Source organism: Pseudoalteromonas sp. 3J6, from assembly GCF_903995135.1.
In the GTDB taxonomy this organism is placed as follows: domain Bacteria; phylum Pseudomonadota; class Gammaproteobacteria; order Enterobacterales; family Alteromonadaceae; genus Pseudoalteromonas.
In genome coordinates this window covers 2,740,425-2,763,180 of sequence record NZ_LR877185.1, presented here as the reverse complement: position 1 = coordinate 2,763,180, position 22,756 = coordinate 2,740,425, and the positions used below count along the sequence as shown (strand labels likewise).

Here is a 22,756-nt window from a genome sequence, read left to right as displayed (position 1 = left end):
AAATAATTGCATTTATAAAGGTGCTTCTGCTTAAATATGGTTAATTATAATAACCGTCAAGAAGCACTATGATTTTTAAATTCTCATCTTCTAAAACACTTGTTGCAATCGCTGTTGCATCAAGTGTTATGTTAGCGGGTTGTACCGCAACCGCTACAACTTCTACTGACTCATCTATTCAAACAAATACCACCGTTGCTAGTGTTGTTAACACGCCCGCAGATTTGGGCGATTCAAAAATTACCCTTGAACAAGCCATGGCTCACCCTGATTGGATTGGACGCCAACCGCAAAGCGCTTTTTGGAGTGCAGATTCAAGTACCATCATTTACTCGCGTAAGCAGCAAGGTAGTGAGCTAAGAGATTTATTCGCTCAAGCTGTAAACTCACAAACAGCAGAGCAAGTGGCACTAGAAAAATTACACAGTGTTGGTTCAAGTAAAGCTGTTTTTTCAAACGATAAGTCACTTCAAGCTTATGTGTTTGAGGGTAACGTATTTATCAAAAACGTAAAATCAGGCGCAATTAAACAAATTACGCAAAGCTCTGCGACAGAGTCAAAACCACAATTTTTAAACGACGGTAACTTAGCTTATCGTCAGGGTAATATCTTTTTTAAAGTAGATTTAACCACAGGTTTAACCCGTGAAATTGCCAACTTAAAACTGGCTGATAAACCACAAGGCGTAAAAGAACCATCAACTTATATCGCCAAAGAGCAACATAAGCTGATTGATTACATTGCACTACAGCATAAAAATAAACAAGACATGCATGCGCGCAAAGAGCAAGTAAAAGCGAGTAATAGCTCAATTGCTAACACCCATTATTATTTAGGTGATGGCAACACGGTTGATGAAGCCGAGCTTTCTCCAAATGGCGATGCATTAATTGTAGTAGTACAAGAAAAAAGCTCATGGCGTGGTGAAGGCGATATTATGCCTAATTACATCACTGATGATGCGACGATAGAGCCTAAAAAAGTTCGCCGTCGCGTAGCTGATTCTAAAGAGCAAACCTCAGAGCTTGTTTATATTAACCTTGCAGATCAAAGCCAAACCACATTAGGGTTTAACACCTTACCTGGTTTTGATGAAGATGTACTTGCTGAGGTTAAAAAAGAAAACTTCGCCCGTGACGGTAAAACCTATAAATCTAAAAAACAACCTCGTGGTATTAACGTTATTTCAGATTGGGGTTGGAATCAATCACCCATCAGCTGGAACGATGATGGTAGCCAAGTAGCGATTATGCTTGAAGCATGGGATAACAAAGATCGTTGGTTAGCCACTGTAGATTTTGAAAATAACAAACTTGTGTCTCAACATCGACTACATGACGACGCATGGATTGCTTATGCGTTTAACGACTTTGGTTGGTTAAATGATTCCAATACTCTGTATTATTTATCAGAAGAGTCGGGCTATAGTCAGCTTTATAAAAAGCCACTTGATGGTAAAGCGACTGCGCTTACCATGGGTAAATTTGAAGTATCTAATTTAACCCTCGCTGATGACAATAGTGCTATCTATTATAAAGCGAATGTTGAGCATCCAGGTCTTTACGAAATTTACCGTGTAAACCCACAAACAGGTGATAGCGAGCAAGTAACAGACTTAAATGGCATGACAGATTACACCTTAAGCCCTGATCAGTCTAAGTTATTATTAAAACACTCTAAAATTACCATGCCGACTGAACTTTATGTAGCTGAGGCTAAAGCAAACACAACCGCAACTCGTTTAACTAACACGGTATCTGACGCGTTCTTAGCTAAAAAACTAACGGCGCCTAAAATTGTTGCTGTGCCTTCAAGCAATACAGATCAGCCAATATACGCCAAAGTTTATTACCCAGCTGATTACCAAGAAGGTGAAACAGGTAAAAACCGTAAAGCGGTTATTTTTAACCATGGTGCCGGTTACCTGCAAAATTCACACATGGGTTGGTCTGGTTACTTTCGCGAATTTATGTTCCATTCATTACTTGCCGATGAAGGTTATGTAGTGATGGATATGGATTACCGTGCTTCTAAAGGTTATGGCCGTGATTGGCGTACTGCTATTTACCGTCAAATGGGAACACCTGAAACACAAGATTTAGCAGATGGCGTAAAATGGATGGCTGAAAATGCCAACGTTGATACTCAAGCGGTTGGTACTTACGGTGGTTCATACGGCGGATTTATGACCTTTATGGCGTTATTTACTGCGCCAGATTTGTTTCAATCAGGTGCTGCGCTTCGCCCTGTGACTGATTGGGCACATTATAATACAGGCTATACTGCTAACATTTTGAATCACCCAGATGTTGACCCAATTGCTTATGAACGTAGTTCACCTATTTACTATGCAGAAGGGCTTAAAAAGCATTTATTAATAAATGCGCCTATGGTTGATGATAATGTGTTTTTTCAAGATTCAGTGCGTTTAGTACAACGTTTAATCGAGCTTGAGAAAGAAAACTTTGAAACAGCAATCTTTCCAGTAGAGCCGCATGGTTTTGTGCAGCCTTCGAGCTGGTTAGATGAATACCGTCGAATTTATAAGCTGTTTAAAGAAACACTATAAATAGCGGTAAGTTGATAAAAAACGCCACAATGTGGCGTTTTTTTATTCTTTATTTTTGCTGATGAATTTAATAATTAAAGGAACGCCCAACAATGCGCCGCCAATCGCGCCAATTAAATGTGCATCAACAGCCACCGTTGAGTTGATCAATGCGCCAATATCAGCACTAGGGCCATTTATTTGTTCAGCGATTAGCTTTACCCACACACCAATAAACAACACATAACCCGATTTAAGTCCAACAGTGGCATCTTTTATGGCTCCCCAAATGATCACGCCATGCAAAACTGCACTAAGCCCTGTGTAAATTGTAATTGTGGGGCAAAACCAAAAAACACCTAAGCCACACCAAATTGCCAATGTGGCAATATTAAAACTATATCTGCTTGGGGATGTGTACTCACCATGCAATAACCAAATAAGCGCGATACCGGCACAATTCAGCCCTAAGTGCGCCCAATTGGCATGTACAAATTGGCTGGTAAACAAACGCCACACTTGGCCTTGTTCAATCAGTTGACGATTAAATTCAAGTTCGTCATTCATACCCAGCCATGCTAAGAGCGAACTTAATACAATTAAACATAAGGGAGGGAAAATATAGCGCGGCTGAAGAGGTAAATTAAGCATTTAGGGATCATTCTTATATTTATTTTTGCATATTGTGCCTGTTTAACTTTAAGATGCCAATTATCTTCCATGCAATTTAAGTTTATTAAGTGATTATGAATTTTAAGCTCAACTGTTTATTCGCACTGACTCTAAGTGCCTTGTCTTTTCCTTTGTTTGCACAAAACGCTAGCACAATTGAAACACGTGAACCTGAAGCGGCCACAGGTGTTGTACATAAGCAATTAGTGGCTGGCGATAAGTACATGGTAGCCGCCGCTAATCCGTATGCTTCACAAGCAGGTAAAGCCATATTAGCGCAAGGCGGCAGTGCGGTTGATGCCGCTATTGCCACCCAATTAGTACTTACATTAGTTGAGCCGCAATCATCAGGTATTGGCGGTGGTACCTTTATGATGTATTACAATAAAGCTAATAATAAACTCACCAGCTTTGATGGCCGTGAAACCGCGCCGAGTAATGCCGATGAAAACCTGTTTTTAAATAAACACGGCAACGCAGTAAAATGGATTGAAGCGGTTGTAGGTGGACGCTCTGTAGGCGTACCCGGTATTTTACATGCATTTGCCAGCGCCCATAAACAGTACGGTACCTTACCTTGGCCTAGCTTATTTAAACCTGCGATTAAACTTGCTGAGCAAGGGTTTGAAGTATCGCCTCGGTTACATGGTTTACTGGTTAGACAATTAAACCCAGGCGTAATGAGTATGCCGGTGATTAATGAGTATTTTTTCCCTAATGGCAAAGTAATTGAAGTCGGCAGTATTAAAAAAAATCAGCCATTAGCTAATTTATATAAAGACATTGCTTCTAAGGGAATAGATGCGTTTTATAAAGGCGATAATGCCAAAGCTATGGTAAAAGCAGTACAGCAGTCAAAAATTGCGCCTGGTAAATTATCTGAGCAAGATCTTGCTAATTACAGCAGTAAAGAGCGTGCACCCGTTTGTATAAAATACCGAGTGTATAATGTGTGCTCGATGGCGCCGCCTAGTAGTGGCGGTATCTCAGTACTACAAATTTTAGGCTTGCTTGAACACAAAAACATGGCAAATATTAAAGCCAATAGTGCCGAGGCAATTCATTACTTTAGCCAAGCGTCACGTATTGCGTTTGCCGATCGTAATAAATACATTGGCGATCCTGACTTTACCCAAGTACCTACTCAAGAGTTATTAAATAAAGACTATATTGCCACCCGCGCAAAATTAATTACTGAAAAAGATCAAGAAGCATTGCCAGGCAACCCTGTTGATCACTTAAGCTATGCAAATGATGATTCTTTTGAATTGCCGTCTACATCGCATGTATCGATTGTGGATAGCAAAGGCAATGCTGTTTCAATGACCAGCTCTATTGAAATGGCGTTTGGCTCAACAGTGATGGTTAATGGTTATATTTTAAATAATCAGCTGACTGATTTTTCACTTTCACCACGTAAAAATGGCAAATTAGTAGCTAATAGGGTCGAAGCGCATAAACGTCCGCGCAGCTCAATGTCTCCGGTAATGGTTTTTAACCAAGATGGCAGCTTACGTTTAGTAGTAGGTTCTCCTGGCGGGAGTCGTATTATTGATTATGTAGCGCAAGTTGTTATTGGCGTTTTAGATTGGGATTTAAATGCACAACAGGCCATTAATTTACCGCGTACAACTAATCGTAATGATTATACTAGCCTTGAAAAAGGTACTGAACTTGAAGCGCTTGTACCTAAGCTTAAAAAGCGCGGCCATGATGTGCGTGTTATTGACTTAAACTCAGGGCTGCATGCAGTAGAAGTTAAAAACAACCGCTTGTATGGCGCCGCCGATCCGCGCAGAGAAGGGATGGCGTTATCTGATTTAAGTAATAATAAAGCCTCATTTAAATTTTAAAACATGTATAATAAACAGCAGGTTTGCTGCCTGCTGTTTTAAATATAACAGATTAATAGTTAATAACTATTTGATTGAAAATAGCATGTTAACTAACGTAAAAAATTAGCAAATCTAAAAATAGCCGTCAGTGTTGTTGCCATTAAAAAAGAAATCGTTTGTTTAATGTGCGTTTAATTTTTAAATCCACAATCGGCAGCTAACATATTCACCAAATATGAGAGGCTTTATACTAAAGTAGCGCTTGTATTTGAACATTTTCAATGGTCTGACAAGCTTAAATGTCATTGCAATTTAGCCTTTAACAATGATAATGGCAGATCATTATTTAAGATTCAGTAAAGCTTGGAAATATGACTACAAATACCGATCCTAATTATCTTTATATTCCTTATTCTGGCCCAGGCCTAATTGAAACCCCATTATTGAATAAAGGAAGTGCTTTTAGCCAAAAAGAACGTGAAAACTTTAATCTTGCAGGTTTACTTCCTCCTCGTTACGAAACAATAGAAGAACAAGTTGAGCGTTGTTACCAACAATACTCAAGTTTTAATGACAATTTAAATAAGCACATTTATTTACGCGCTATTCAAGACAATAACGAAACGCTTTACTATCGTTTAGTGCGTGATCATATTGAAGAAATGATGCCTATTATTTACACCCCAACTGTGGGTGATGCCTGTGAGAAATTTTCTGATATTTATCGTAGTGCACGTGGCCTGTTTATTTCCTATGAAGATCGTTTCCAAATCGACGATATTTTACGTAATGCCACTAAAGGTAAAGTCAAAGTTATCGTGGTTACCGATGGCGAACGTATTTTAGGTTTAGGTGACCAAGGTATTGGCGGTATGGGTATTCCAATTGGTAAGCTCTCTTTATATACCGCTTGTGGTGGTATTAGCCCAGCGTATACATTACCGGTTATGCTTGATGTAGGCACGAATAACGAAAAACTATTAAACGACCCAATGTACATGGGTGCACGCCATAAGCGTATTGCGCAAGATGAATACGATGAGTTTTTAGATTTATTCATTAAAGCGGTTAAGCGTCGTTGGCCAAGCGTATTACTGCAATTTGAAGATTTTGCACAACCAAATGCTATGCCATTATTAAAGCGTTACCGTAATGAAATTTGTAGCTTTAATGATGACATTCAAGGCACTGCATCGGTTACTGTGGGTTCATTATTAGCAGCATGTCGTGTTAAAGGCGCTAAACTTTCGACTCAAAAAGTTGTGTTTGTAGGCGCAGGATCTGCAGGCTGTGGTATTGCTGAACAAATTGTTAGCACTATGGTGGCCGAAGGTATCAGTGAAGCACAAGCTCGCAGCCAAGTATTTATGGTTGACCGTTTTGGTTTATTAACTGATGGCATGGAAGGCTTACGCGACTTCCAACAAATGTTAGCGCAACCAACGAGCTGCCTAGCCGATTGGACTTACAGCGGCGAATACGCGTCATTATTAGATGTAATGCACTGTGCAGAACCAGATATTTTAATTGGGGTATCAGGTCAACCGGGCTTATTCACTGAGCAAGTTATTCGCGCTATGCACGCAAACTGTGAAGCACCTATTATTTTCCCGTTAAGTAATCCATCTAAACAAGTAGAAGCTTACCCAGAAGATGTTATTAAATGGACTGATGGTAAAGCGATTGTAGCTACAGGTAGCCCATTTGAGCCTGTTGTTTATAACGGCGTTACTTACCCAATTCCTCAATGTAATAACAGCTACATTTTCCCAGGTATTGGCTTAGGTGTAATTGCTGCTAAAGCAACGCGTATTACCGATGCAATGCTAATTATGTCGAGTGAAATGTTGGCAGAGTCATCACCATTAGCTAATACGGGCAAAGGTAGCTTATTACCTGCGCTAACAGAAATTGAAACACTAAGTAAACGTATTGCATTTGCAGTCGCTAAAAAAGCAATTGAAGAGGGCGTTGCTCTTGAGATTTCAGATGATGCTCTGTGGGCAGCCATCGACAGAAACTACTGGTTACCGAAGTATCGTAACTACAAGCGTTGCAGCATTTAATGCTTCATTACTAAAAAACAGGCTTTTGCCTGTTTTTTTATGCTTGTTCATCTGCAATTAACCACATAAGGTGTTAACTAAGGCAATCAATTTAAAAGGATAGACCTATGAAAACACTTTCGATTTTAACGGCTGCTTTGCTAAGCACGTCAGCCTATGCAACTAATGCCCCAGAAGAGCCTCATATCTATGTAAAAGGTGAAGCATCGGTAACGACTATGCCAGATCATGTTTTATTAACAGTGGGTATTACTGAAATAGATAAAAACTTAATTGCCGCAAAAAAACAAACTGATACTACGATGGCCAGTGCAATTAGTTTAGTAAAAAAACTAGGCGTAGCTGATGCAGATATTAATGCTGGTCAAATCTCAATCTATCGTGATAATCAATATAACCGCGAAACAGGTAAGCAAGAGTTTACCGGGTTTAAAGTATCCAGAACGCTTACAATTAAACTCTCAGCGATTAATAAATACCCTGAGCTTTTACAAAGTTTAGTTAATAATGGTATTAATGAAATTAGACAAACGCAGTTTTTAGCGAGCAACTATGATGAGCTGCACAAAAAAGCACAAAAATTAGCTATTAAACAAGCTAAAGCAGCGGCAAAAGAGTTAAGTGCTGATTTTGATGTTGAATTGAAAGGCTTATATAGTGCGTCTTTAAGTCCGCTTGATATGCCATCAGTACCTTACATGCGCAGTGAAAAAGTAATGATGGCTGATGGTGCACCGACTAACTATGTACCCGATGCATATCATGCTGGTGAAATTACAATAAGCGCATCAAGTTACGCAATTTATTATATTGATTAAGCGCTTATAGATGGGTGGCGCTCAAATCGTGCCACCAACTGCTTTCCTTGTGATTCACTAATACGCACAATGGCATACAGCATATTACTAATCTCTTGACGATCGTATTCGTTAACTATGTGCTGATTAATATCATCAACAATGGCATTTAAATAATTAAACACACTGTTTCGTGCATCCACATTCTCATTAGCAATAAATAAAATATTTTTAAATGCTTCAATAACGTTAGTCATTACATAGGCATCGGCTTTTGCATAATTGCGTAAAGGGGTGAAGTTATCATGAAGCAGTTCATCAAAACTGGTTTCATGAAAGTACAACAATGGTTGCTCATCTTTTTGATAGCATGAATAATTTATTGCATTAATCTTTAGTCGTTCTATTAATAATATACTGAGCATATCAATAGATTTAACGGCAGTACCCGGATCGTTTATTCCTGGGCTCATAGCTTTTACGGCAATTTCTGATATTTGTGTTAACCCATAGCGGTAATGGTCGCTAATGTATTCTTCTATATAAAAAATAAAACAGTCTAAAATTTTCTCAATTAACTCTTCGTTCTCAGATATGTCCTTATTACACTTTAAAAACGGGTAACCTTTAACTGTAAAATAACCTTGCTTAACCGTAATAAACAGCTCAATATTTTCATCTGCTAGTAGGGCACATAATTTATTAGAATGAACCCCTTTGTAGTAACCCTCGGTTGTACTGTTTATTGAATGCCAGTTTGAAAACTCGGGAAAGTTATCAACGGGGTTTTCGTCTTGCATATTGATAATGTCTTGAATTTCTTTTTTTGTTTGCCTAAACAAGCCATTTAATACGTTATCTACTTGTATTGCTCTTGAAATAGAATGAATAAAAAATACAAATAATCCTAAAGATATTAACCCAAAAACAAGCGCAAACAATACGCCAAGTGAGGGAATCGCGGTATTACCATTATCGAGTTTGTTGATATTTATCAGCATTATTATTGAATAAATAATACTACCCAAATAAAACCCTAATACCATTTGGTGTGATTTACGGGTAATGAGCCCAGGAACAACTCGGGGGGATAAGCTAGCACTGGCTGAATTTAATACCACCATCACCATAGAAAAACTAAATACGGTTAACGAAATAATGCTGCCAGCGAGGGTGCTTAAAATGGTACGTGCGTTTTCTGCGCTATCAACTAATATAAATGAAATTAGTGATTTAAGTTTTTCGATGGGGGCTAAGTACTCGACTGACATTGTCAGTACGGCAAAAAATAAAAAAGCAACAGATAATAATGAGGGATAAAACCCAATACTGTTAATTATTTCGCGGTAGCTATTGGTTATTTTTGTTCTTAAATACATATTATCCTTACTTATTACGATACCAATCTATAAATCACTCTAGCATATTTGATACTAAAGTAAGTGATTTTACAGCTTAAGTTATGTGTTATTATTGCTTAAAAATTAAATGGAAAAATACTGTGATTATATCGAGTTATGCGGCTTTACTGGCACTATATTATATTTACCTGAGTATTAATGTTGTAAAAATACGCAAGTCTGAAGGCATTTCACTTGGTAATGGGAGTCATCCTGAGCTTGAACGTGCAACTCGAGCTCATGGGAATTTTATTGAGTATGTACCAATTAGCCTAATTTTACTGTTCTTATTAGAGTATCAAGGCTTAGCAAGTCATTATATGCATGCACTTGGCGGTTTGCTATTTATAAGCCGTGCACTTCATGGCTCAGCTATTAGTACTAACAATCTAAAAGCACGTGTATTAAGTATGATGATGACTTTTGCTATTCTTTTTGTAAGTTCCTTAATTTTATTGTTAAGTCGATAAATAAAGATGCGATTCGCTATTGTTTTTATAAGCTTATGTTTTGCCACTTCGTTGGCGTCATTTGTATGGGCAATAGAAAATGACAATAGCAATCAAAGTATTGATTGTTTAAATTATGTTTATCCAAAAACGATGCGAGTTGGTGAAGATGAAATTCTTTATCCGTTAGTTTTATTGAGAACGGCCTTACAATACAGCGGCGCAAAATATACATTAAAAGCATCGAGTATTTCTATGCCTCAAAGCCGCTCATTAAAACAAATTATACATAATGATGAAGTCAACGTTGCATGGACCATGACTTCACAGCAGCGAGAAAAAGAGCTATTGCCCGTAAGAGTGCCTATTTTTAAAGGTTTATACGGGTGGCGCTTATTGGTAACCACACAAAATAAGCTCAATAGTTTTTCAAGCATGAATAGTCTGAGCGATTTCAAACAAGTACATTTTATACAGGGACATGATTGGCCTGATACACAAATATTATTAGATAGCGGTTTACCTGTAGTAACATCAATTGAATACAGCTCTTTGTTTAATATGTTAATTAAAGGCAGGGGCGATGTATTTCCTCGTTCGTTGCTTGAGGTTGAAATGGAGCTAAATACGTTTAAAGATGATGCTGGTGAAAACTTAACCGTAGTACCACATTTAATGTTGCAATATCCAACCGCCATTTACTTCTTTTTTAGCAAAGACAACCCAGAAATTGCACAAGCTGTTGAAAAAGGGCTCGCAATTATGCGTAATAACGGTGAGTTTGACCGCTTATTTAATGCGTATTTTCGCAGTGCCATTGAGCACGCAGATATCAAAAATAAGATTATTATTAGATTAGAAAACAAAAACTTACCCTTACTAACACCACTTGAGAATACTTCACTTTGGTTTTCAGAAAAAGACATGTAAAACCCCATGAAACAAAAAATATTTATTATTGGCTTACCGCGAACCGGTACCACCAGTGTATGCAATGCATTTTTACATTTGGGTATACCTGCTGCTCATACTGCATACACTACCGCCTGTTTTGATAATGCGGTCGCAATTGCAGACACCCCCATATTTAACGATTTTAAAGTATTAGATAAATACTATCCTGGCGCAAAATTTATATATTTAGAGCGAGAGTTTACTGCATGGATACCATCAATAAGACAGCTTTTACAGCGAATGCACACTAATTTAACCCGTGCAGATGGTGGCTTTAATATTCATTTAAAGCGCTGTTATTTAAATACATTTAAAGATTTTTCAGTGGATAATATAAATAACGATCAGTATTTAACTGATTGTTATAACGTACACATTAATAATGCTAAGGCTTATTTTAGTAATCGAGAAGATGATTTTTTAGCGATAGATATTGCCAACCCTAACAGTTTTAGTCAGCTTTGTGATTTTTTAAATATTACCTCTGAGTTGAATGGTTTTGAAAAAATGAATATGGGGGGTAAGGTCACTGCGTGGAATGATATAAAACATCCATTAAAAATTGAATCGACAGCGAAAGGGCGGATAGATAAATTTTTACCTTATGAGAGAGAAATTTAAACCGCGAGCAAAGATTTTTATTTTTAAATACGCTAAAATCCACGCATTATTTTATAAGTTGTATCCATATGTTTGAATTAAAATACCACACGCCATTTGAATGGACCGAAGTTGTTTTAGCCGACTTTGAAACTTTTTTACAAGACCATGCTGCTGCTGAAAAAAAAGCATCGGGCATGGCTATGTCTATGCTTTCACATTACCCTGATAAGCGTAAATTAGTTAAAGCCATGACTGACTTAGCCTTAGAAGAGTTAATTCATTTCAAGCAAGTGCTGAAATTACTCATTGAGCGTGATACTAATTTAGGTGACGATAAAAAAGACCCTTACATTAAACAAATTCGCGCACACTTTAGACATGGTCGCGATGGTTTTTTAATGGACAGGCTACTTGTTGGCGGTGTAATTGAGGCGAGGGGACACGAACGTTTTTCTTTAGTTGCTGAAGCTTTACCTGAAGGAAAAGAAAAAGATTTTTATGTTGCGATAGCCAAGTCAGAAGAAAAACATAAAAATCTATTTGTTGAACTTGCTTACGAATACTTTGATAAACAAGAAGTTGATGATCGTTTAGAAGAGTTATTAACAATAGAAGCAGAAATTTGTAAAAATATACCGTTTACTGCTGCTCTACATTAATAGTTAACCACGGCATGTTGATAGCAAGTTAGCATGCCAATATAAATACTTCCCTCTATTGTTATGAAAAATATTGTTTAATAACGCATAACTAGATCAACTTAACTGCACTTAGTTAACACTGCCTAACAATAAACAGCTATTATCATTTTAATGTAAAGCTTGCTTTAAGGACGTGAACCGATGCAACCAATTAATCATATTGCCGTGCTTACCTCTGGAGGTGATGCTCCAGGGATGAACACCGCTTTATTTGCCATCGTAAAAACCGCTCAACAACAAGGCATAAAAGTGTCAGGTGTTCGAAAAGGATATGAGGGTTTAATTGATAATGATTTAGTGACACTTGATTGCAAAAACCTGCAACAAAGTATGCACTTGGGCGGTACCGTTTTAAAAACCGCACGTAGTGAAAGGTTTAGAACTGAGACAGGCAGACAGCAAGCTTTAGCTACAATTGAACATAATAATATTGATGCATTAATTGTCATAGGTGGCGATGGCTCTTTTAGAGGCTGTTTATGGTTATCACACATAACCAATATCCCTTATATTGGTATTCCCGGCACCATAGATAACGATATTGCAGGCACAGACTACACTTTAGGATTTGATACGGCAGTAAACACATCAATGCAATGTATTGATAATATTAGAGATACAGCAGAATCTCATAATAGGGTGTTTGTTATTGAAGTTATGGGGCGTGATTCCGGATATATTGGCACTTATGCCGGTTTAACCTCTGGTGCCGATTCAGTATTGATCCCTGAAAATGACAAAGATATCGATGATTTATTGCTAAAGATTAGCGATTATCATAGCGAACACGCATTTATTGTGGTGGTATCTGAGGGCGATGAAAATGGTGTTGAATATGTATGTGAAAAAATAACTGCCGTAAATCCAAGTATAGATTTACGTGTAACCAAGCTAGGGCACTTACAGCGCGGCGGAAACCCATCGGCTGCTGATCGTATGTTAGCAATAAGATTGGGTGTACAAAGTGTAAAAGCATTATGTGCTGGGGAAACTGCTATAATGGTGGGTATATTAAATAACGAAGTCGCTAATACACCTATGCAAGATGTTGTTAAACAACACGTTATAAATGAAGAGCTGCAAGGGCTGTTATCTATATTTTGTAGATAGTGGTCATAAAAACGGTCGTTTGATACCAATAGAACCCACATAGGGTTTTTACAAAACCAAAATGAAGATTTAAAAGAGTGCGTCAAATAAATGCAGAAAATCATCACCGCGCTATAAAAACAATGTTACCGGTAATGTTGTTATTCGCACTTCCTAGCTTTATCTAATCACTGCTGTTCTACACACTTTTTTTTGTATTTTCACAAGAATAACACTACGCATCCCCGCGATCATTTGTTTACGCGTATAATTTTAAGTTGTATTATTTGTAGACGAATTTATAAACCATTTTTCGGCTTATAAATCGATATAATTTAACTGCTTAACGAAGCGTTATATTTTTATGTATCAATATCGAATGTTGTACCTTTTAATTACAAGGAATGTTATGTCTAGAATAGTTAATAAAGATTTATATACGGTGGTTTCACCAAAAGAACTTTGGAATGTTTATAAGAATGATGTGTGGCGTTGTGGTAGAAGTAGTCATGCAGGGTTAAACAAACTCAGGTTAGGCAAAGATCTAGATTATGCTATAGATCCTTTTATACCAAATAATGCGCTTATAATCCCAAATCAAAAATTTGGGATTAGTTTTGCTGATTCATTAGATAAACTACGTAAACAACCCGTTAGTGGCAGAGCATGGAGGTTAGGAGTTGGCAAACAGTTACCTGAAGGCTTGTGCTTTAATTTTTTACAGAAAGACCATCCACTGCTGAATGTTTCGAGACCAATGACAGCTGAAGATTTAATTTTAAGGTTAGATAAATTGTCTAAATTAATGATAAATACAAATCTAAAGGTATAAATAATGAAAGAGTATTTTTTACCTCCAAAAATTTTTAATGAATTACTTTCATATGCTAAAAAAGAAAAGTTAATTGAATTAGAAAATATAGTAAATAAACATGATAATGGAACAATACTAATTGAACCATGGGAAGTCGAAATATTATTGAATGTAGCAAAATTATGGCGACTACAAGCTATATTAAAATATCCCTTTTGGGATAGTGAACACCCTAAGTTTGATCCAGTCCATGAGGATTTGTTTATGGATGAACAAGAAGATAAATGGGGTAAAATCGCAATGACTTTTCCAACATAATTGGAATTAGACAGAGGCTAGGTTTATTTTCAGATTGAAAATAAACCATTTCACTTTGTCACTAAAGCAAAGCAGTTATAACGTTAGTTAAGAGGGCTAAAATGGATAGCTTAAGCCTAAACTTAAAAAGTTTTTATATTTGTAATTATGTAAATAGTGGTCATTACTACGGTCGTTGTTACCAATTTGGTTAACAGTTCTTTCTAAAACTTGACTATTGAAATAATTCCATTTCGAAAAAAGGGAAGTACAATAGAAAATAATTGAATAAGTATCTCACTTTATATGTCTTTGAGGGACTCAATCTCCAGAGAGTCCCAAATCTTAATTTAGAGTCCGTTTGTCAGATAATCAGTGCCACAATGGAAGAAAATACATTATTTAACATAATATAAATTATAGGTAGTAATATTTAAGTGCATGTGTGGCGCTCTATTTTAATAACTTCAAGCTCACTAAGTCCAATACTAGACGGTATCGGACATTAAGTGCATTTAAACGACTATTACGGTAATTCATAGTTATCAGCTTGAGGTTCCTTAACGCTTAGCTTAATATTAAATCACAAGCCGTAAAAAATATTGAAGTATTCATATGGAATTTGTACGCCCACTCGAACCAATTTTAATTATTGATGATGTTAAACAAATCCGTGCTGACTTAAGCCAAGTGCTAGCCGGCTTAGGTTTTGATGACATTATTGAGTGTGATAATTTTGATTGTGCTAAACCCTTACTTAGCGAAAAATCACCCAACGTTATATTTTTAGATGTTGATTTACCTGATTCTGAAAGCATCGAAATTTTAGAGTCGATCAATAATGAGCACCCATATGCTCATGTGGTTATGTGCTCAGGCCATAATAGTTTCGAGACCGTACAAAATACTTGGGAACTTGGCGCAAAAGAATTTATAGCCAAGCCTTTCAACGCGCAAAAAGTTGATGCCGTAATGAAACGTTTAGAACTGATAGATTAAAGGACATTATGCAGCACCTAGTTACCACTATTATCGATGACCTATCTACCGTTATATTTGGCAAGCAACAACAAATTAAATTAGCGTTAACCTGTTTGTTTAGTGAAGGTCATTTACTAATTGAAGACTTACCAGGTATGGGTAAAACCACTTTATCGCATGCATTAGCTGCTGTTTTGGGCTTATCGTATCAGCGTATTCAATTTACTAGCGATTTATTACCCGCTGATATTATTGGTACCAATATTTTTAATAATAAAGAACACAGTTTTTCATTTCATAAAGGCCCAATTTTTAGCCAAGTAGTACTTGCTGATGAAATAAATCGTGCGGGTCCTAAAACCCAAAGTGCGTTATTAGAAGCCATGGAAGAACAACAAGTGACCGTAGATGGAGAAAAGTACCCGCTCCCTACTCCGTTTTTTGTTATTGCTACTCAAAACCCTTTATATCAAGCAGGAACTTATCCGCTGCCAGAATCGCAATTAGATCGTTTTTTAATGCGTATAAGCTTAGGCTTTCCACCTAAAAACGCTGAAAAAAGATTACTATTAAACAATCAAAAGCGCGATTACTCCCAATTACCACAGCGAATTAACCAGCAACAACTTAAACAAATACAAGAATCTATAGCTAATATTACGCTAAGCGCTCCGGTTATTGATTATATAATTGAATTAGTGACTTACACACGAGAGGCTCAATCGTTAGCTGCTTCGCTTTCACCAAGAGCCAGTATGGCGCTGGCAAAGTCAGCAAGGGCATGGGCCTATATTGAAGGTCGAGACTTTGTTCTACCTGAAGATGTACAAGCGGTATTTTCTAGCGTGTGCCAGCATCGATTAGGTTTGCATAGTGAGTCTGGCAACAACCAAATTGCAGACATCTTAAAACATGTTTTAGTGCCCGTTTAGATCAATGGGTATTTTTAAAATAAAACGCCCTACTTTTATTCATGCTATAAAAAGTACAATTTTAACGACTTTATTAAAAAATAAGCACAAAAAAAATAGCATCACGTTAACGCATAATACTATTTATGTTTTGCCTTCCACACTGGGTGTATATTTTACGATTGTTGCACTATTAAATTTTGTAATGGGAATTAATTATCAAAATAATTTAATACTGTTTATGGCGTATTTAATGTTTGTGATTATTATTTTTGCCTTGTTGTTAGGTTATAGCAACGCAAAAGGATTAACTGTCAGCTTTAAGAATACTATTGAGAGTTATGCGCCACAGCCACCTCAGTTAGTGTGGCAAATAAAATCAAACGACATATGTCAGTCAATCACCTTAAGCTATCCCAATAATTTTGAACACACCTGCTATATAGAGAGTGTTAAAGCCGATACCATACAATGCCAGTTACCATTGCCTTATTTAAAGCGCGGTCGCTATTTACTAAAGCCAATAAAAATTGCCAGTAATTATCCATTTGGTTTGGTGAGTGTATGGAGCTATATTCAACCAGATCATACCGTTTATGTTTACCCTTCAATTATTAAAACGCCAAATTACAAACAGTTAAGCCAAATAACTGCTAATGATGGTAATGGTAATGAAAGGCACCAAGGCGATGATGAGTTTGAAAGTTTAATCACCCACTTGCCAGAAATGGGGTTGCAGCGAATTTCGTGGAAACACTACGCAAAAACTCAACAATTACTCGTAAAACAATTTAGTGATTTTAAATCTGCCGATACACAATTTGACTTTAACTTAATGACTGGCGATACCGAGCAACGCTTAGGGCAATTGTGTTACCTAGTGTGCCAAGCGTTTGAAAGCGACATTAATTACTCGTTAAAATTGCCCAATAAATCCATAGAAAATGGCTCAGGAAAGCATCATCAGCAACGCTGTTTACAAGCCTTAAGTAGTGTAGGCACTGACTATGAATAAGATTAAAAATCAACGCGTTATAAATTTTTCTTTGTCATTTATTTATTTAGGGTTAGTGAGCTTTTTTATAGAGCACTTGCCCCTGCCCTTTATTATTATGCTCAGCATGTTATGTGGCTGGAATATTTATTTAACCCTTAAATACAAGCAAAAGCCCAATGCGTGGCTGGCCAACGGACTCGCTGCAATAGCATTAATTATTATGCTCAGCAGTATTGGCTTTAAAGATACCGTGGTGCTGTTTGTTGCCATGCTTTTGCTGTCATGTGTTTTTAAATTACTACAGGCAAAAACAAAGCAGCATTATCAATTGATCATTACCCTCACATTCTTCTCACTTTCAGCAGTGTATTTGTTTAGCCAAACTATTTTTACCACTTTAATTATTAGTACACTGTATATTTTAAATTTTGCTGTACTTGGGTTACTTGAATCTAGTCATAGTTTAAAACTGTCATCAAAACAAAGTGCTAAAATAATATTTCTGGCTTTTCCTTTGGCAGTTGTACTCTTAATATTTTTACCAAAACTTCCTGCATTTTGGCAATTACCTGGTCCAAAAATGGCACAAACAGGTCTCTCAGAACAAATAGACCCATTTGATATTGCAAAGTTATCAAACTCTGATGAGTTGGTTTTTAGAGCGAAGTTTGATAATAACTCAGCCTCTACCCCTTATTATTGGCGCGCTATTGTACATGATGAATTTGACGGTAACGCTTGGAAAACATCTTCGTTTTTAAAACAAGCAATGAGGTTGCCAACCCAAAATAGCAGCAATGGAAATACCACTCAATACTCAATAATTGCTGAGCCAGCAATGGCTTATTGGTTATATGGGCTTGGCTATGCCAATAGTAACAATGAAAATGTAGTTTCCAACTTAGTAGGCTTGCTGCGTAAAAAACAATATAAATCCAAAGTGTTACAATATTCTGTTAGCACTGAACCATTATCTAGTAAAAAACTTAACAACATAGAGCAGCGTTTTTATGAAACGCTTACGGTGAGTAATAACCAAAAAAGTTATCAACTGGCGCAACAGTTAAAAAACAGTAGTGCTAACGCTGATGAGCTTTTTAATAAACTGCTAGACTATTTTTCGCAAAATAACTTCAGTTATACTCTTACGCCAACACCTATGCGCGGTGATGATACGCTTGATCAATTTATGTTTAATAATAAACGTGGCTTTTGTGGTCATTATGCCAGTGCAGCTGCCTTTATTTTTAGAAGTGCTGGTTTACCAGCGCGGGTAGTTAGCGGATATTTAGGCGGCGAGTACAATCAAAGCAATGACTATATTACCGTTCGTCAATACGATGCGCATGCTTGGGTTGAGGTTTATACTAATGCAGGCTGGAGAATATTTGATGCAACAGCGGTTGTTGCGCCCGAACGATTAAATGGTTCTTTATCACAGAGTGCTGCATTAAATGATGAATTTAAAAATAATATTAATTTTGGTTTAGTTAGCTTAAGTAATTATGCTGCCATAAACTGGCTTCGCCTTGAATTAGAAAACCTCGATTATCAATGGTCTAGTTGGGTGCTGGGATTTGATAAAAATAAACAACAAGATTTATTAGCGTCCCTATTTGGTAACACTTATGTTTGGTTAGTACCGCTTGGGGTTATTATTGTTTTAATTTTAAGTTTTAGTGCTTATTTTATTTATATAAACCGCCCCAAGGCAACAACAAAACAACCTCCGCTGGTAAAAGAGTATTATCAAATACTCAGTTGGGCTAATAAGCACACTATAAACTACCCTGAAAATGCTACGCCTATTCAAACATTACAACACATTAGTCAACAAGCCCCCTATGCAGAGCAACAAATAACCGCCTTTTGTCACTTATTTGAGCAAGTGCGCTATGCAAGGCAACCATTTACCAAAGAACGTAAAAATCAGGCTAAAGATCTGATAAAATTAATTAAATCTATAAAACAGAGAAATCTATGAACGCAGTTATTATAGGCGTTATTTTAATGCTTGGACTCACTTTGGTCCGCGTAAATGTGATTGTTGCAATGACAATAAGTGCGCTTGTTGCCGGATTAACCGCAGGCATGGGCTTAAAAGAAAGTATTGATGCTTTTAATTCTGGCTTATCATCAGGCGCCGAAATTGCTTTAAGCTATGCGATGCTAGGTGCATTTGCCGTCGCTATCTCTAAGTCAGGCTTAACGCGTATTTTGGCCGCTAAGTTACTCGCTAAAGTAAATGCTCAAACAGGCTCTAGTGAAACCATATTAAGCTACTTTATTCTGTTTATTATTTTGATTTGTGCTATTTCTTCTCAAAACTTGGTGCCGGTGCATATCGCTTTTATTCCCATTTTGATCCCGCCGCTGCTTGTGGTGTTTAATAAACTGCGGTTAGATAGACGTGCCATTGCTTGTATTTTAACCTTTGGTTTAGCCACCTCGTATATGGTGCTGCCGTATGGTTTTGGGGGGATTTATTTATACTCAATATTACATAAAAATCTAGTTGATAATGGCCTTGAGATTGTTAATACCAGTGTCCCTTTAGCAATGATAATTCCAGCTATTGGTATGTTTGTCGGCTTGTTGATTGCCCTATTTATTAGTTATCGAAAACGCCGCGAATACACAAGCACAGCATTAACTGTGCAAAGCCAACAAGCTGATGTTGAAAACCCAAAAAAGGTAATGCTAGTTGGTTTATTTGCCGTGCTTGCTTCTCTGATCGCTCAAAATGCCAGTGGCTCAATGATATTAGGTGGCCTAGTCGGGGTGGTTATATTTAGTGTATTTGGTGTGGTTAAGTGGGAAGAAAACGGCGACGTATTTAGTAAGGGTGTTGCCATGATGGCAATGATTGGTTTTATTATGATTTCAGCGCAAGGTTTTGCTGCGGTAATGAAAGAAACCGGACACGTTGCTAGCCTAGTCCATAGCAGCGCCGCTATTTTTGACGGTAATAAACCCATAGCAGCCGCAGTAATTTTATTGGTCGGCTTATTTATAACTATGGGCATTGGTAGTTCATTTTCAACTGTGCCAATAATTGCCACTTTATTTGTGCCTTTATGTTTAGAGCTAAACTTTTCTGTAATGGCAACCGCTGCGCTTGTTGGTACTGCTGGCGCATTAGGCGATGCTGGCTCCCCTGCCTCTGACTCTACGCTAGGGCCAACATCAGGACTAAATGCTGACGGACAACACGACCACATTTGGGATTCGGTTGTGCCAACCTTTATTCACTTTAATATTCCGCTATTGGTGTTTGGCTGGATAGCCGCTATGGTTTTATAATTATTTAAAGGCGTGCATTGCACGCCTTTTTATTAGTCTCATTTATTACTTTAATACGCCCTCCTCATTGATAAACTAATACTCTCTATTTTATTTAATTGCTAAGTTGGCCCTTACCCAAAAACAGTATGATGTGTTCTTTATGGTTAATAATATAAGCACCATAATTGGTGCTTATATTATTTTTCCTGTTAGGTGTTATAACTCAAAACCATGCAGCATTTTGTCACACACGACAGGTGTTGGCCTGTGGTTATCATCAACAGCAACAAAGGTAAAGCTGCCTGTAATAGCAGAGTGCTTGTTATCTTTGTGCATAGTTTCTAGGAATATTTCAACATCCACTTTTAAACTGGTATTCCCCACATGCGATACCTTTGATATCAACTCAGCAAATGAACCAGCAGGAATAGCTTCTTTAAAATCGACTCTATCTGATGAAATAGTTACTAATGGTTTACGGCAAAAACGGGTGGCAGCTATAAAAGCAACTTCATCCATCCATGCTAATGCGTCACCACCAAATAGCGTATTATGATGGTTAGTACGCCCAGGAAATACGGCTTTAGTTACCGAAGTGGTCGAATCTTTTATACGTTGCGCAATAATGGCTTCGCGCTCTACTTGAGTCATAATCTCTACTTTTTGTTAGCTAATGTGTCTTGCATTAATAATGCAGGGTCAAGGCGTTCACCTTGCCAATTAAATCGCCAATCTAAATGCGGCCCAGTTACACGGCCCGTAGCACCTATTTCAGCTACCTTTGTACCTTGTTCAATCTTCTGCCCTACTTTTACATCAAGCTTACTTAAATGAATATAAGTAGAAGTAACCCCATGACCATGATCTAAAATCAAAGTACCACCAGAGTAGTATAAATCTGGTTCAGCAAATACTACCGTTCCGCTGATCGGCGCATACACAGGTGAACCTGTTTTGTTTGCTATATCTAAACCAAAGTGTGGCCTACGAGGTTCGCCATTAAAGTAACGTTGGCTACCATAAACACCTGAAATGCGTCCTTTTGCAGGCCTAAGTACTGGCTGTAAAAAGTATTCTAAATCAGAGTTAACAGCCCGTGCTTTTCGTACTGCGATCGCTTCACGGCTAATACGTTCACTTACCGCTTTTGGCGGCGATACGTATTTTTTAGCAACACCGGTAATTTTATCTATATCGTAATCGCGAAGAGTAATAACTAAATCTTGGCTGTGGTTTTTACCGGTTTTATCTACCCAGCTTAATGTATGTACAGGTTTTGCATCACGGCCAAAACCAAATACAAATAACCCATTATCAGCAAGTTTTAACGACTTACCATTGAGGCTTACCGACTTAGCGTTATCTAATTGCCCTGTTACTAGGCCACCTTGAGTTAAATGCCCTTTTAGCTCAAGCGCTATAGCACTAAAGCTAGTTGATACAATTAACGCCGAAACTAATAAGGATTTAAGCATAACTAATCGACCCCTTTCCAACACCTTCATAGGCGGTAATTTTAACGTCTTTTTCTGGGTGCTCTAATTTCACTTGGCTGGCAATGTAGTCAGCAATACATTCTACCGTGGTATCAATTGGTAAAATGTCGCAACGTGATTCAGTAATAGCCATTTCAAAGTAACCTTGCGCCGCACTATATGCAAAACAAACATCATCACTTTTAGCTGAGATATGTTTTAATTCAGAGGCGTTTATTTGATCTTCGCTAGATGCTAAGTAAATATCACGCCATTTATCAGCCCACTGTTTTTGCAAACGAGGCATAGAAATACCGCCAAGGCTTATACCAATTTGTGAGCGATGACCATGAATAATACGCTGGCAATTACCGTCATGCTTTTTAAGGCCATGGCTATAGTGGTAATAAAAGCTCTGATTGTGCTCAGGCTTTAACACCAACTCAATCTTTTCAATATTATCAGGAAGCTGTGGCAGTATTGTGGCAACTAAGTACTCTGTTACTGATTCAACGTTAATCTCATCAGTATCTATTAAGCAATATGCTTGATGAGGCGCACTCATTGCAAGGTGCTTGTTATCAGCAAATGTACAATCTAATGTTTTGTGATCAGCAAACTCGTTGATGCTGCCGTTTATGTTGTTAGGAACAGCTAAACGGTGATCTATACACTCATCAATAATGCCTTTAATTTGCTTTTTAACTAAGCCAAAGTCTAAAACCATAGACTCTTCGTTTAGTTTGCCATGTAAAGTCAAATCAACAATCCAACTTTCGCCAACTGCACCGCGTTTATTGCATAAGTAAGAAAAATCAATCACAGTGAGTGAGTTAACAAAAAGGGTCATAAATTTCCTTTAAACTGATTAAAAGTCAGCC

At 37.4% G+C, this 22,756-nt stretch carries 21 protein-coding genes; 16 read left to right on the top strand and 5 right to left on the bottom strand.

Annotated elements, in window-relative coordinates; translation table 11 throughout:
* The first annotated feature begins 68 nt into the window (after window positions 1–68).
* On the top strand, window positions 69–2,570 hold the full coding sequence (locus P3J6_RS12405) for a S9 family peptidase (RefSeq protein WP_198523176.1): 2,502 nt from the start codon (window positions 69–71) through the stop codon (window positions 2,568–2,570).
* 42 nt (window positions 2,571–2,612) lie between these two features.
* Here the strand turns inward: P3J6_RS12405 and rrtA are convergent, their stop codons facing one another.
* Window positions 2,613–3,200 (bottom strand): rhombosortase, encoded by a 588-nt coding sequence (rrtA, locus tag P3J6_RS12400; protein ID WP_198523175.1) that lies wholly within the window; start codon window positions 3,198–3,200, stop codon window positions 2,613–2,615.
* Window positions 3,201–3,295: 95 nt separating this feature from the next.
* Between rrtA and ggt the strand changes: the two genes are divergently transcribed.
* The 3 genes from ggt (at window position 3,296) to P3J6_RS12385 (ending at window position 7,940) form a co-directional block, all read left to right on the top strand.
* Window positions 3,296–5,074 (top strand): gamma-glutamyltransferase, encoded by a 1,779-nt coding sequence (gene ggt / locus P3J6_RS12395; RefSeq protein ID WP_198523174.1) that lies wholly within the window; start codon window positions 3,296–3,298, stop codon window positions 5,072–5,074.
* A gap of 353 nt (window positions 5,075–5,427) precedes the next feature.
* Window positions 5,428–7,122: an NAD-dependent malic enzyme gene (locus tag P3J6_RS12390; protein WP_010389997.1), complete on the top strand. Its 1,695-nt coding sequence runs from the start codon at window positions 5,428–5,430 to the stop codon at window positions 7,120–7,122.
* 107 nt (window positions 7,123–7,229) lie between these two features.
* On the top strand, window positions 7,230–7,940 hold the full coding sequence (locus P3J6_RS12385; protein ID WP_198523173.1) for an SIMPL domain-containing protein: 711 nt from the start codon (window positions 7,230–7,232) through the stop codon (window positions 7,938–7,940).
* Here P3J6_RS12385 and P3J6_RS12380 read toward each other — a convergent pair.
* Entirely contained in the window at window positions 7,937–9,298 is a 1,362-nt protein-coding gene (locus P3J6_RS12380) for a DUF2254 domain-containing protein (protein ID WP_198523172.1), read from the bottom strand. The two genes, P3J6_RS12385 and P3J6_RS12380, sit on opposite strands and share 4 nt — an antisense overlap.
* A gap of 122 nt (window positions 9,299–9,420) precedes the next feature.
* On the opposite strand from P3J6_RS12380, the gene P3J6_RS12375 reads away from it, so the two are divergent.
* The 12 genes from P3J6_RS12375 (at window position 9,421) to P3J6_RS12320 (ending at window position 20,418) form a co-directional block, all read left to right on the top strand.
* The gene (locus P3J6_RS12375; protein WP_138607320.1) at window positions 9,421–9,789 is read left to right on the top strand and encodes an MAPEG family protein; all 369 of its coding nucleotides are present in this window, start codon (window positions 9,421–9,423) and stop codon (window positions 9,787–9,789) included.
* Window positions 9,790–9,795: 6 nt separating this feature from the next.
* Entirely contained in the window at window positions 9,796–10,698 is a 903-nt protein-coding gene (locus P3J6_RS12370) for a transporter substrate-binding domain-containing protein (RefSeq protein WP_198523171.1), read from the top strand.
* A gap of 6 nt (window positions 10,699–10,704) precedes the next feature.
* Window positions 10,705–11,343, top strand: coding sequence for a sulfotransferase (locus P3J6_RS12365; RefSeq protein ID WP_198523170.1), 639 nt, complete (start codon window positions 10,705–10,707; stop codon window positions 11,341–11,343).
* Between the two features lie 68 nt (window positions 11,344–11,411).
* Window positions 11,412–11,984, top strand: a complete 573-nt coding sequence (locus tag P3J6_RS12360; protein ID WP_198523169.1) for a tRNA-(ms[2]io[6]A)-hydroxylase — start codon at window positions 11,412–11,414, stop codon at window positions 11,982–11,984.
* A gap of 183 nt (window positions 11,985–12,167) precedes the next feature.
* Window positions 12,168–13,136, top strand: a complete 969-nt coding sequence (locus P3J6_RS12355) for an ATP-dependent 6-phosphofructokinase (RefSeq protein ID WP_198523168.1) — start codon at window positions 12,168–12,170, stop codon at window positions 13,134–13,136.
* Window positions 13,137–13,524: 388 nt separating this feature from the next.
* The gene (locus P3J6_RS12350) at window positions 13,525–13,947 is read left to right on the top strand and encodes a hypothetical protein (protein WP_198523167.1); all 423 of its coding nucleotides are present in this window, start codon (window positions 13,525–13,527) and stop codon (window positions 13,945–13,947) included.
* Between the two features lie 3 nt (window positions 13,948–13,950).
* The gene (locus P3J6_RS12345) at window positions 13,951–14,247 is read left to right on the top strand and encodes a hypothetical protein (protein ID WP_198523166.1); all 297 of its coding nucleotides are present in this window, start codon (window positions 13,951–13,953) and stop codon (window positions 14,245–14,247) included.
* A gap of 594 nt (window positions 14,248–14,841) precedes the next feature.
* Window positions 14,842–15,225, top strand: coding sequence for a response regulator (locus P3J6_RS12340; protein ID WP_055012203.1), 384 nt, complete (start codon window positions 14,842–14,844; stop codon window positions 15,223–15,225).
* An 8-nt stretch (window positions 15,226–15,233) separates the two neighbouring features.
* A complete protein-coding gene (locus P3J6_RS12335) occupies window positions 15,234–16,139 on the top strand; it encodes an AAA family ATPase (protein WP_198523165.1) in 906 nt (301 codons plus the stop codon).
* Between the two features lie 4 nt (window positions 16,140–16,143).
* Window positions 16,144–17,133: a DUF58 domain-containing protein gene (locus P3J6_RS12330; protein ID WP_198523164.1), complete on the top strand. Its 990-nt coding sequence runs from the start codon at window positions 16,144–16,146 to the stop codon at window positions 17,131–17,133.
* Window positions 17,126–19,099, top strand: a complete 1,974-nt coding sequence (locus P3J6_RS12325) for a transglutaminase TgpA family protein (RefSeq protein WP_198523163.1) — start codon at window positions 17,126–17,128, stop codon at window positions 19,097–19,099. Before P3J6_RS12330 ends, P3J6_RS12325 begins: the two co-directional genes overlap by 8 nt.
* Window positions 19,096–20,418: a Na+/H+ antiporter family protein gene (locus P3J6_RS12320; RefSeq protein WP_010389979.1), complete on the top strand. Its 1,323-nt coding sequence runs from the start codon at window positions 19,096–19,098 to the stop codon at window positions 20,416–20,418. Before P3J6_RS12325 ends, P3J6_RS12320 begins: the two co-directional genes overlap by 4 nt.
* Before the next feature lie 198 nt (window positions 20,419–20,616).
* Here P3J6_RS12320 and P3J6_RS12315 read toward each other — a convergent pair whose 3' ends face one another.
* From P3J6_RS12315 to P3J6_RS12305, 3 genes are read right to left on the bottom strand one after another with little or no spacing between them, the layout of a single operon-like run.
* Complete coding sequence (locus P3J6_RS12315) at window positions 20,617–21,051, bottom strand: acyl-CoA thioesterase (protein WP_008114650.1); 435 nt, start codon at window positions 21,049–21,051, stop codon at window positions 20,617–20,619.
* A gap of 5 nt (window positions 21,052–21,056) precedes the next feature.
* Window positions 21,057–21,875, bottom strand: a complete 819-nt coding sequence (locus P3J6_RS12310; protein ID WP_138622026.1) for a M23 family metallopeptidase — start codon at window positions 21,873–21,875, stop codon at window positions 21,057–21,059.
* On the bottom strand, window positions 21,868–22,725 hold the full coding sequence (locus P3J6_RS12305; protein WP_198523162.1) for a 6-carboxytetrahydropterin synthase: 858 nt from the start codon (window positions 22,723–22,725) through the stop codon (window positions 21,868–21,870). The genes P3J6_RS12310 and P3J6_RS12305 overlap by 8 nt, the downstream gene beginning before the upstream one ends.
* Window positions 22,726–22,756: the final 31 nt, after the last annotated feature.

Bases quoted from the DNA above. Each gene is read 5' to 3' on its own strand.
- P3J6_RS12405 (WP_198523176.1), top strand. From the start codon at position 69: ATGATTTTTAAATTCTCATCTTCTAAAACACTTGTTGCAATCGCTGTT.
- rrtA (WP_198523175.1), bottom strand. From the start codon at position 3,200: ATGCTTAATTTACCTCTTCAGCCGCGCTATATTTTCCCTCCCTTATGT.
- ggt (WP_198523174.1), top strand. From the start codon at position 3,296: ATGAATTTTAAGCTCAACTGTTTATTCGCACTGACTCTAAGTGCCTTG.
- P3J6_RS12390 (WP_010389997.1), top strand. From the start codon at position 5,428: ATGACTACAAATACCGATCCTAATTATCTTTATATTCCTTATTCTGGC.
- P3J6_RS12385 (WP_198523173.1), top strand. From the start codon at position 7,230: ATGAAAACACTTTCGATTTTAACGGCTGCTTTGCTAAGCACGTCAGCC.
- P3J6_RS12380 (WP_198523172.1), bottom strand. From the start codon at position 9,298: ATGTATTTAAGAACAAAAATAACCAATAGCTACCGCGAAATAATTAAC.
- P3J6_RS12370 (WP_198523171.1), top strand. From the start codon at position 9,796: ATGCGATTCGCTATTGTTTTTATAAGCTTATGTTTTGCCACTTCGTTG.
- P3J6_RS12365 (WP_198523170.1), top strand. From the start codon at position 10,705: ATGAAACAAAAAATATTTATTATTGGCTTACCGCGAACCGGTACCACC.
- P3J6_RS12360 (WP_198523169.1), top strand. From the start codon at position 11,412: ATGTTTGAATTAAAATACCACACGCCATTTGAATGGACCGAAGTTGTT.
- P3J6_RS12355 (WP_198523168.1), top strand. From the start codon at position 12,168: ATGCAACCAATTAATCATATTGCCGTGCTTACCTCTGGAGGTGATGCT.
- P3J6_RS12350 (WP_198523167.1), top strand. From the start codon at position 13,525: ATGTCTAGAATAGTTAATAAAGATTTATATACGGTGGTTTCACCAAAA.
- P3J6_RS12345 (WP_198523166.1), top strand. From the start codon at position 13,951: ATGAAAGAGTATTTTTTACCTCCAAAAATTTTTAATGAATTACTTTCA.
- P3J6_RS12340 (WP_055012203.1), top strand. From the start codon at position 14,842: ATGGAATTTGTACGCCCACTCGAACCAATTTTAATTATTGATGATGTT.
- P3J6_RS12335 (WP_198523165.1), top strand. From the start codon at position 15,234: ATGCAGCACCTAGTTACCACTATTATCGATGACCTATCTACCGTTATA.
- P3J6_RS12330 (WP_198523164.1), top strand. From the start codon at position 16,144: ATGGGTATTTTTAAAATAAAACGCCCTACTTTTATTCATGCTATAAAA.
- P3J6_RS12325 (WP_198523163.1), top strand. From the start codon at position 17,126: ATGAATAAGATTAAAAATCAACGCGTTATAAATTTTTCTTTGTCATTT.
- P3J6_RS12320 (WP_010389979.1), top strand. From the start codon at position 19,096: ATGAACGCAGTTATTATAGGCGTTATTTTAATGCTTGGACTCACTTTG.
- P3J6_RS12315 (WP_008114650.1), bottom strand. From the start codon at position 21,051: ATGACTCAAGTAGAGCGCGAAGCCATTATTGCGCAACGTATAAAAGAT.
- P3J6_RS12310 (WP_138622026.1), bottom strand. From the start codon at position 21,875: ATGCTTAAATCCTTATTAGTTTCGGCGTTAATTGTATCAACTAGCTTT.
- P3J6_RS12305 (WP_198523162.1), bottom strand. From the start codon at position 22,725: ATGACCCTTTTTGTTAACTCACTCACTGTGATTGATTTTTCTTACTTA.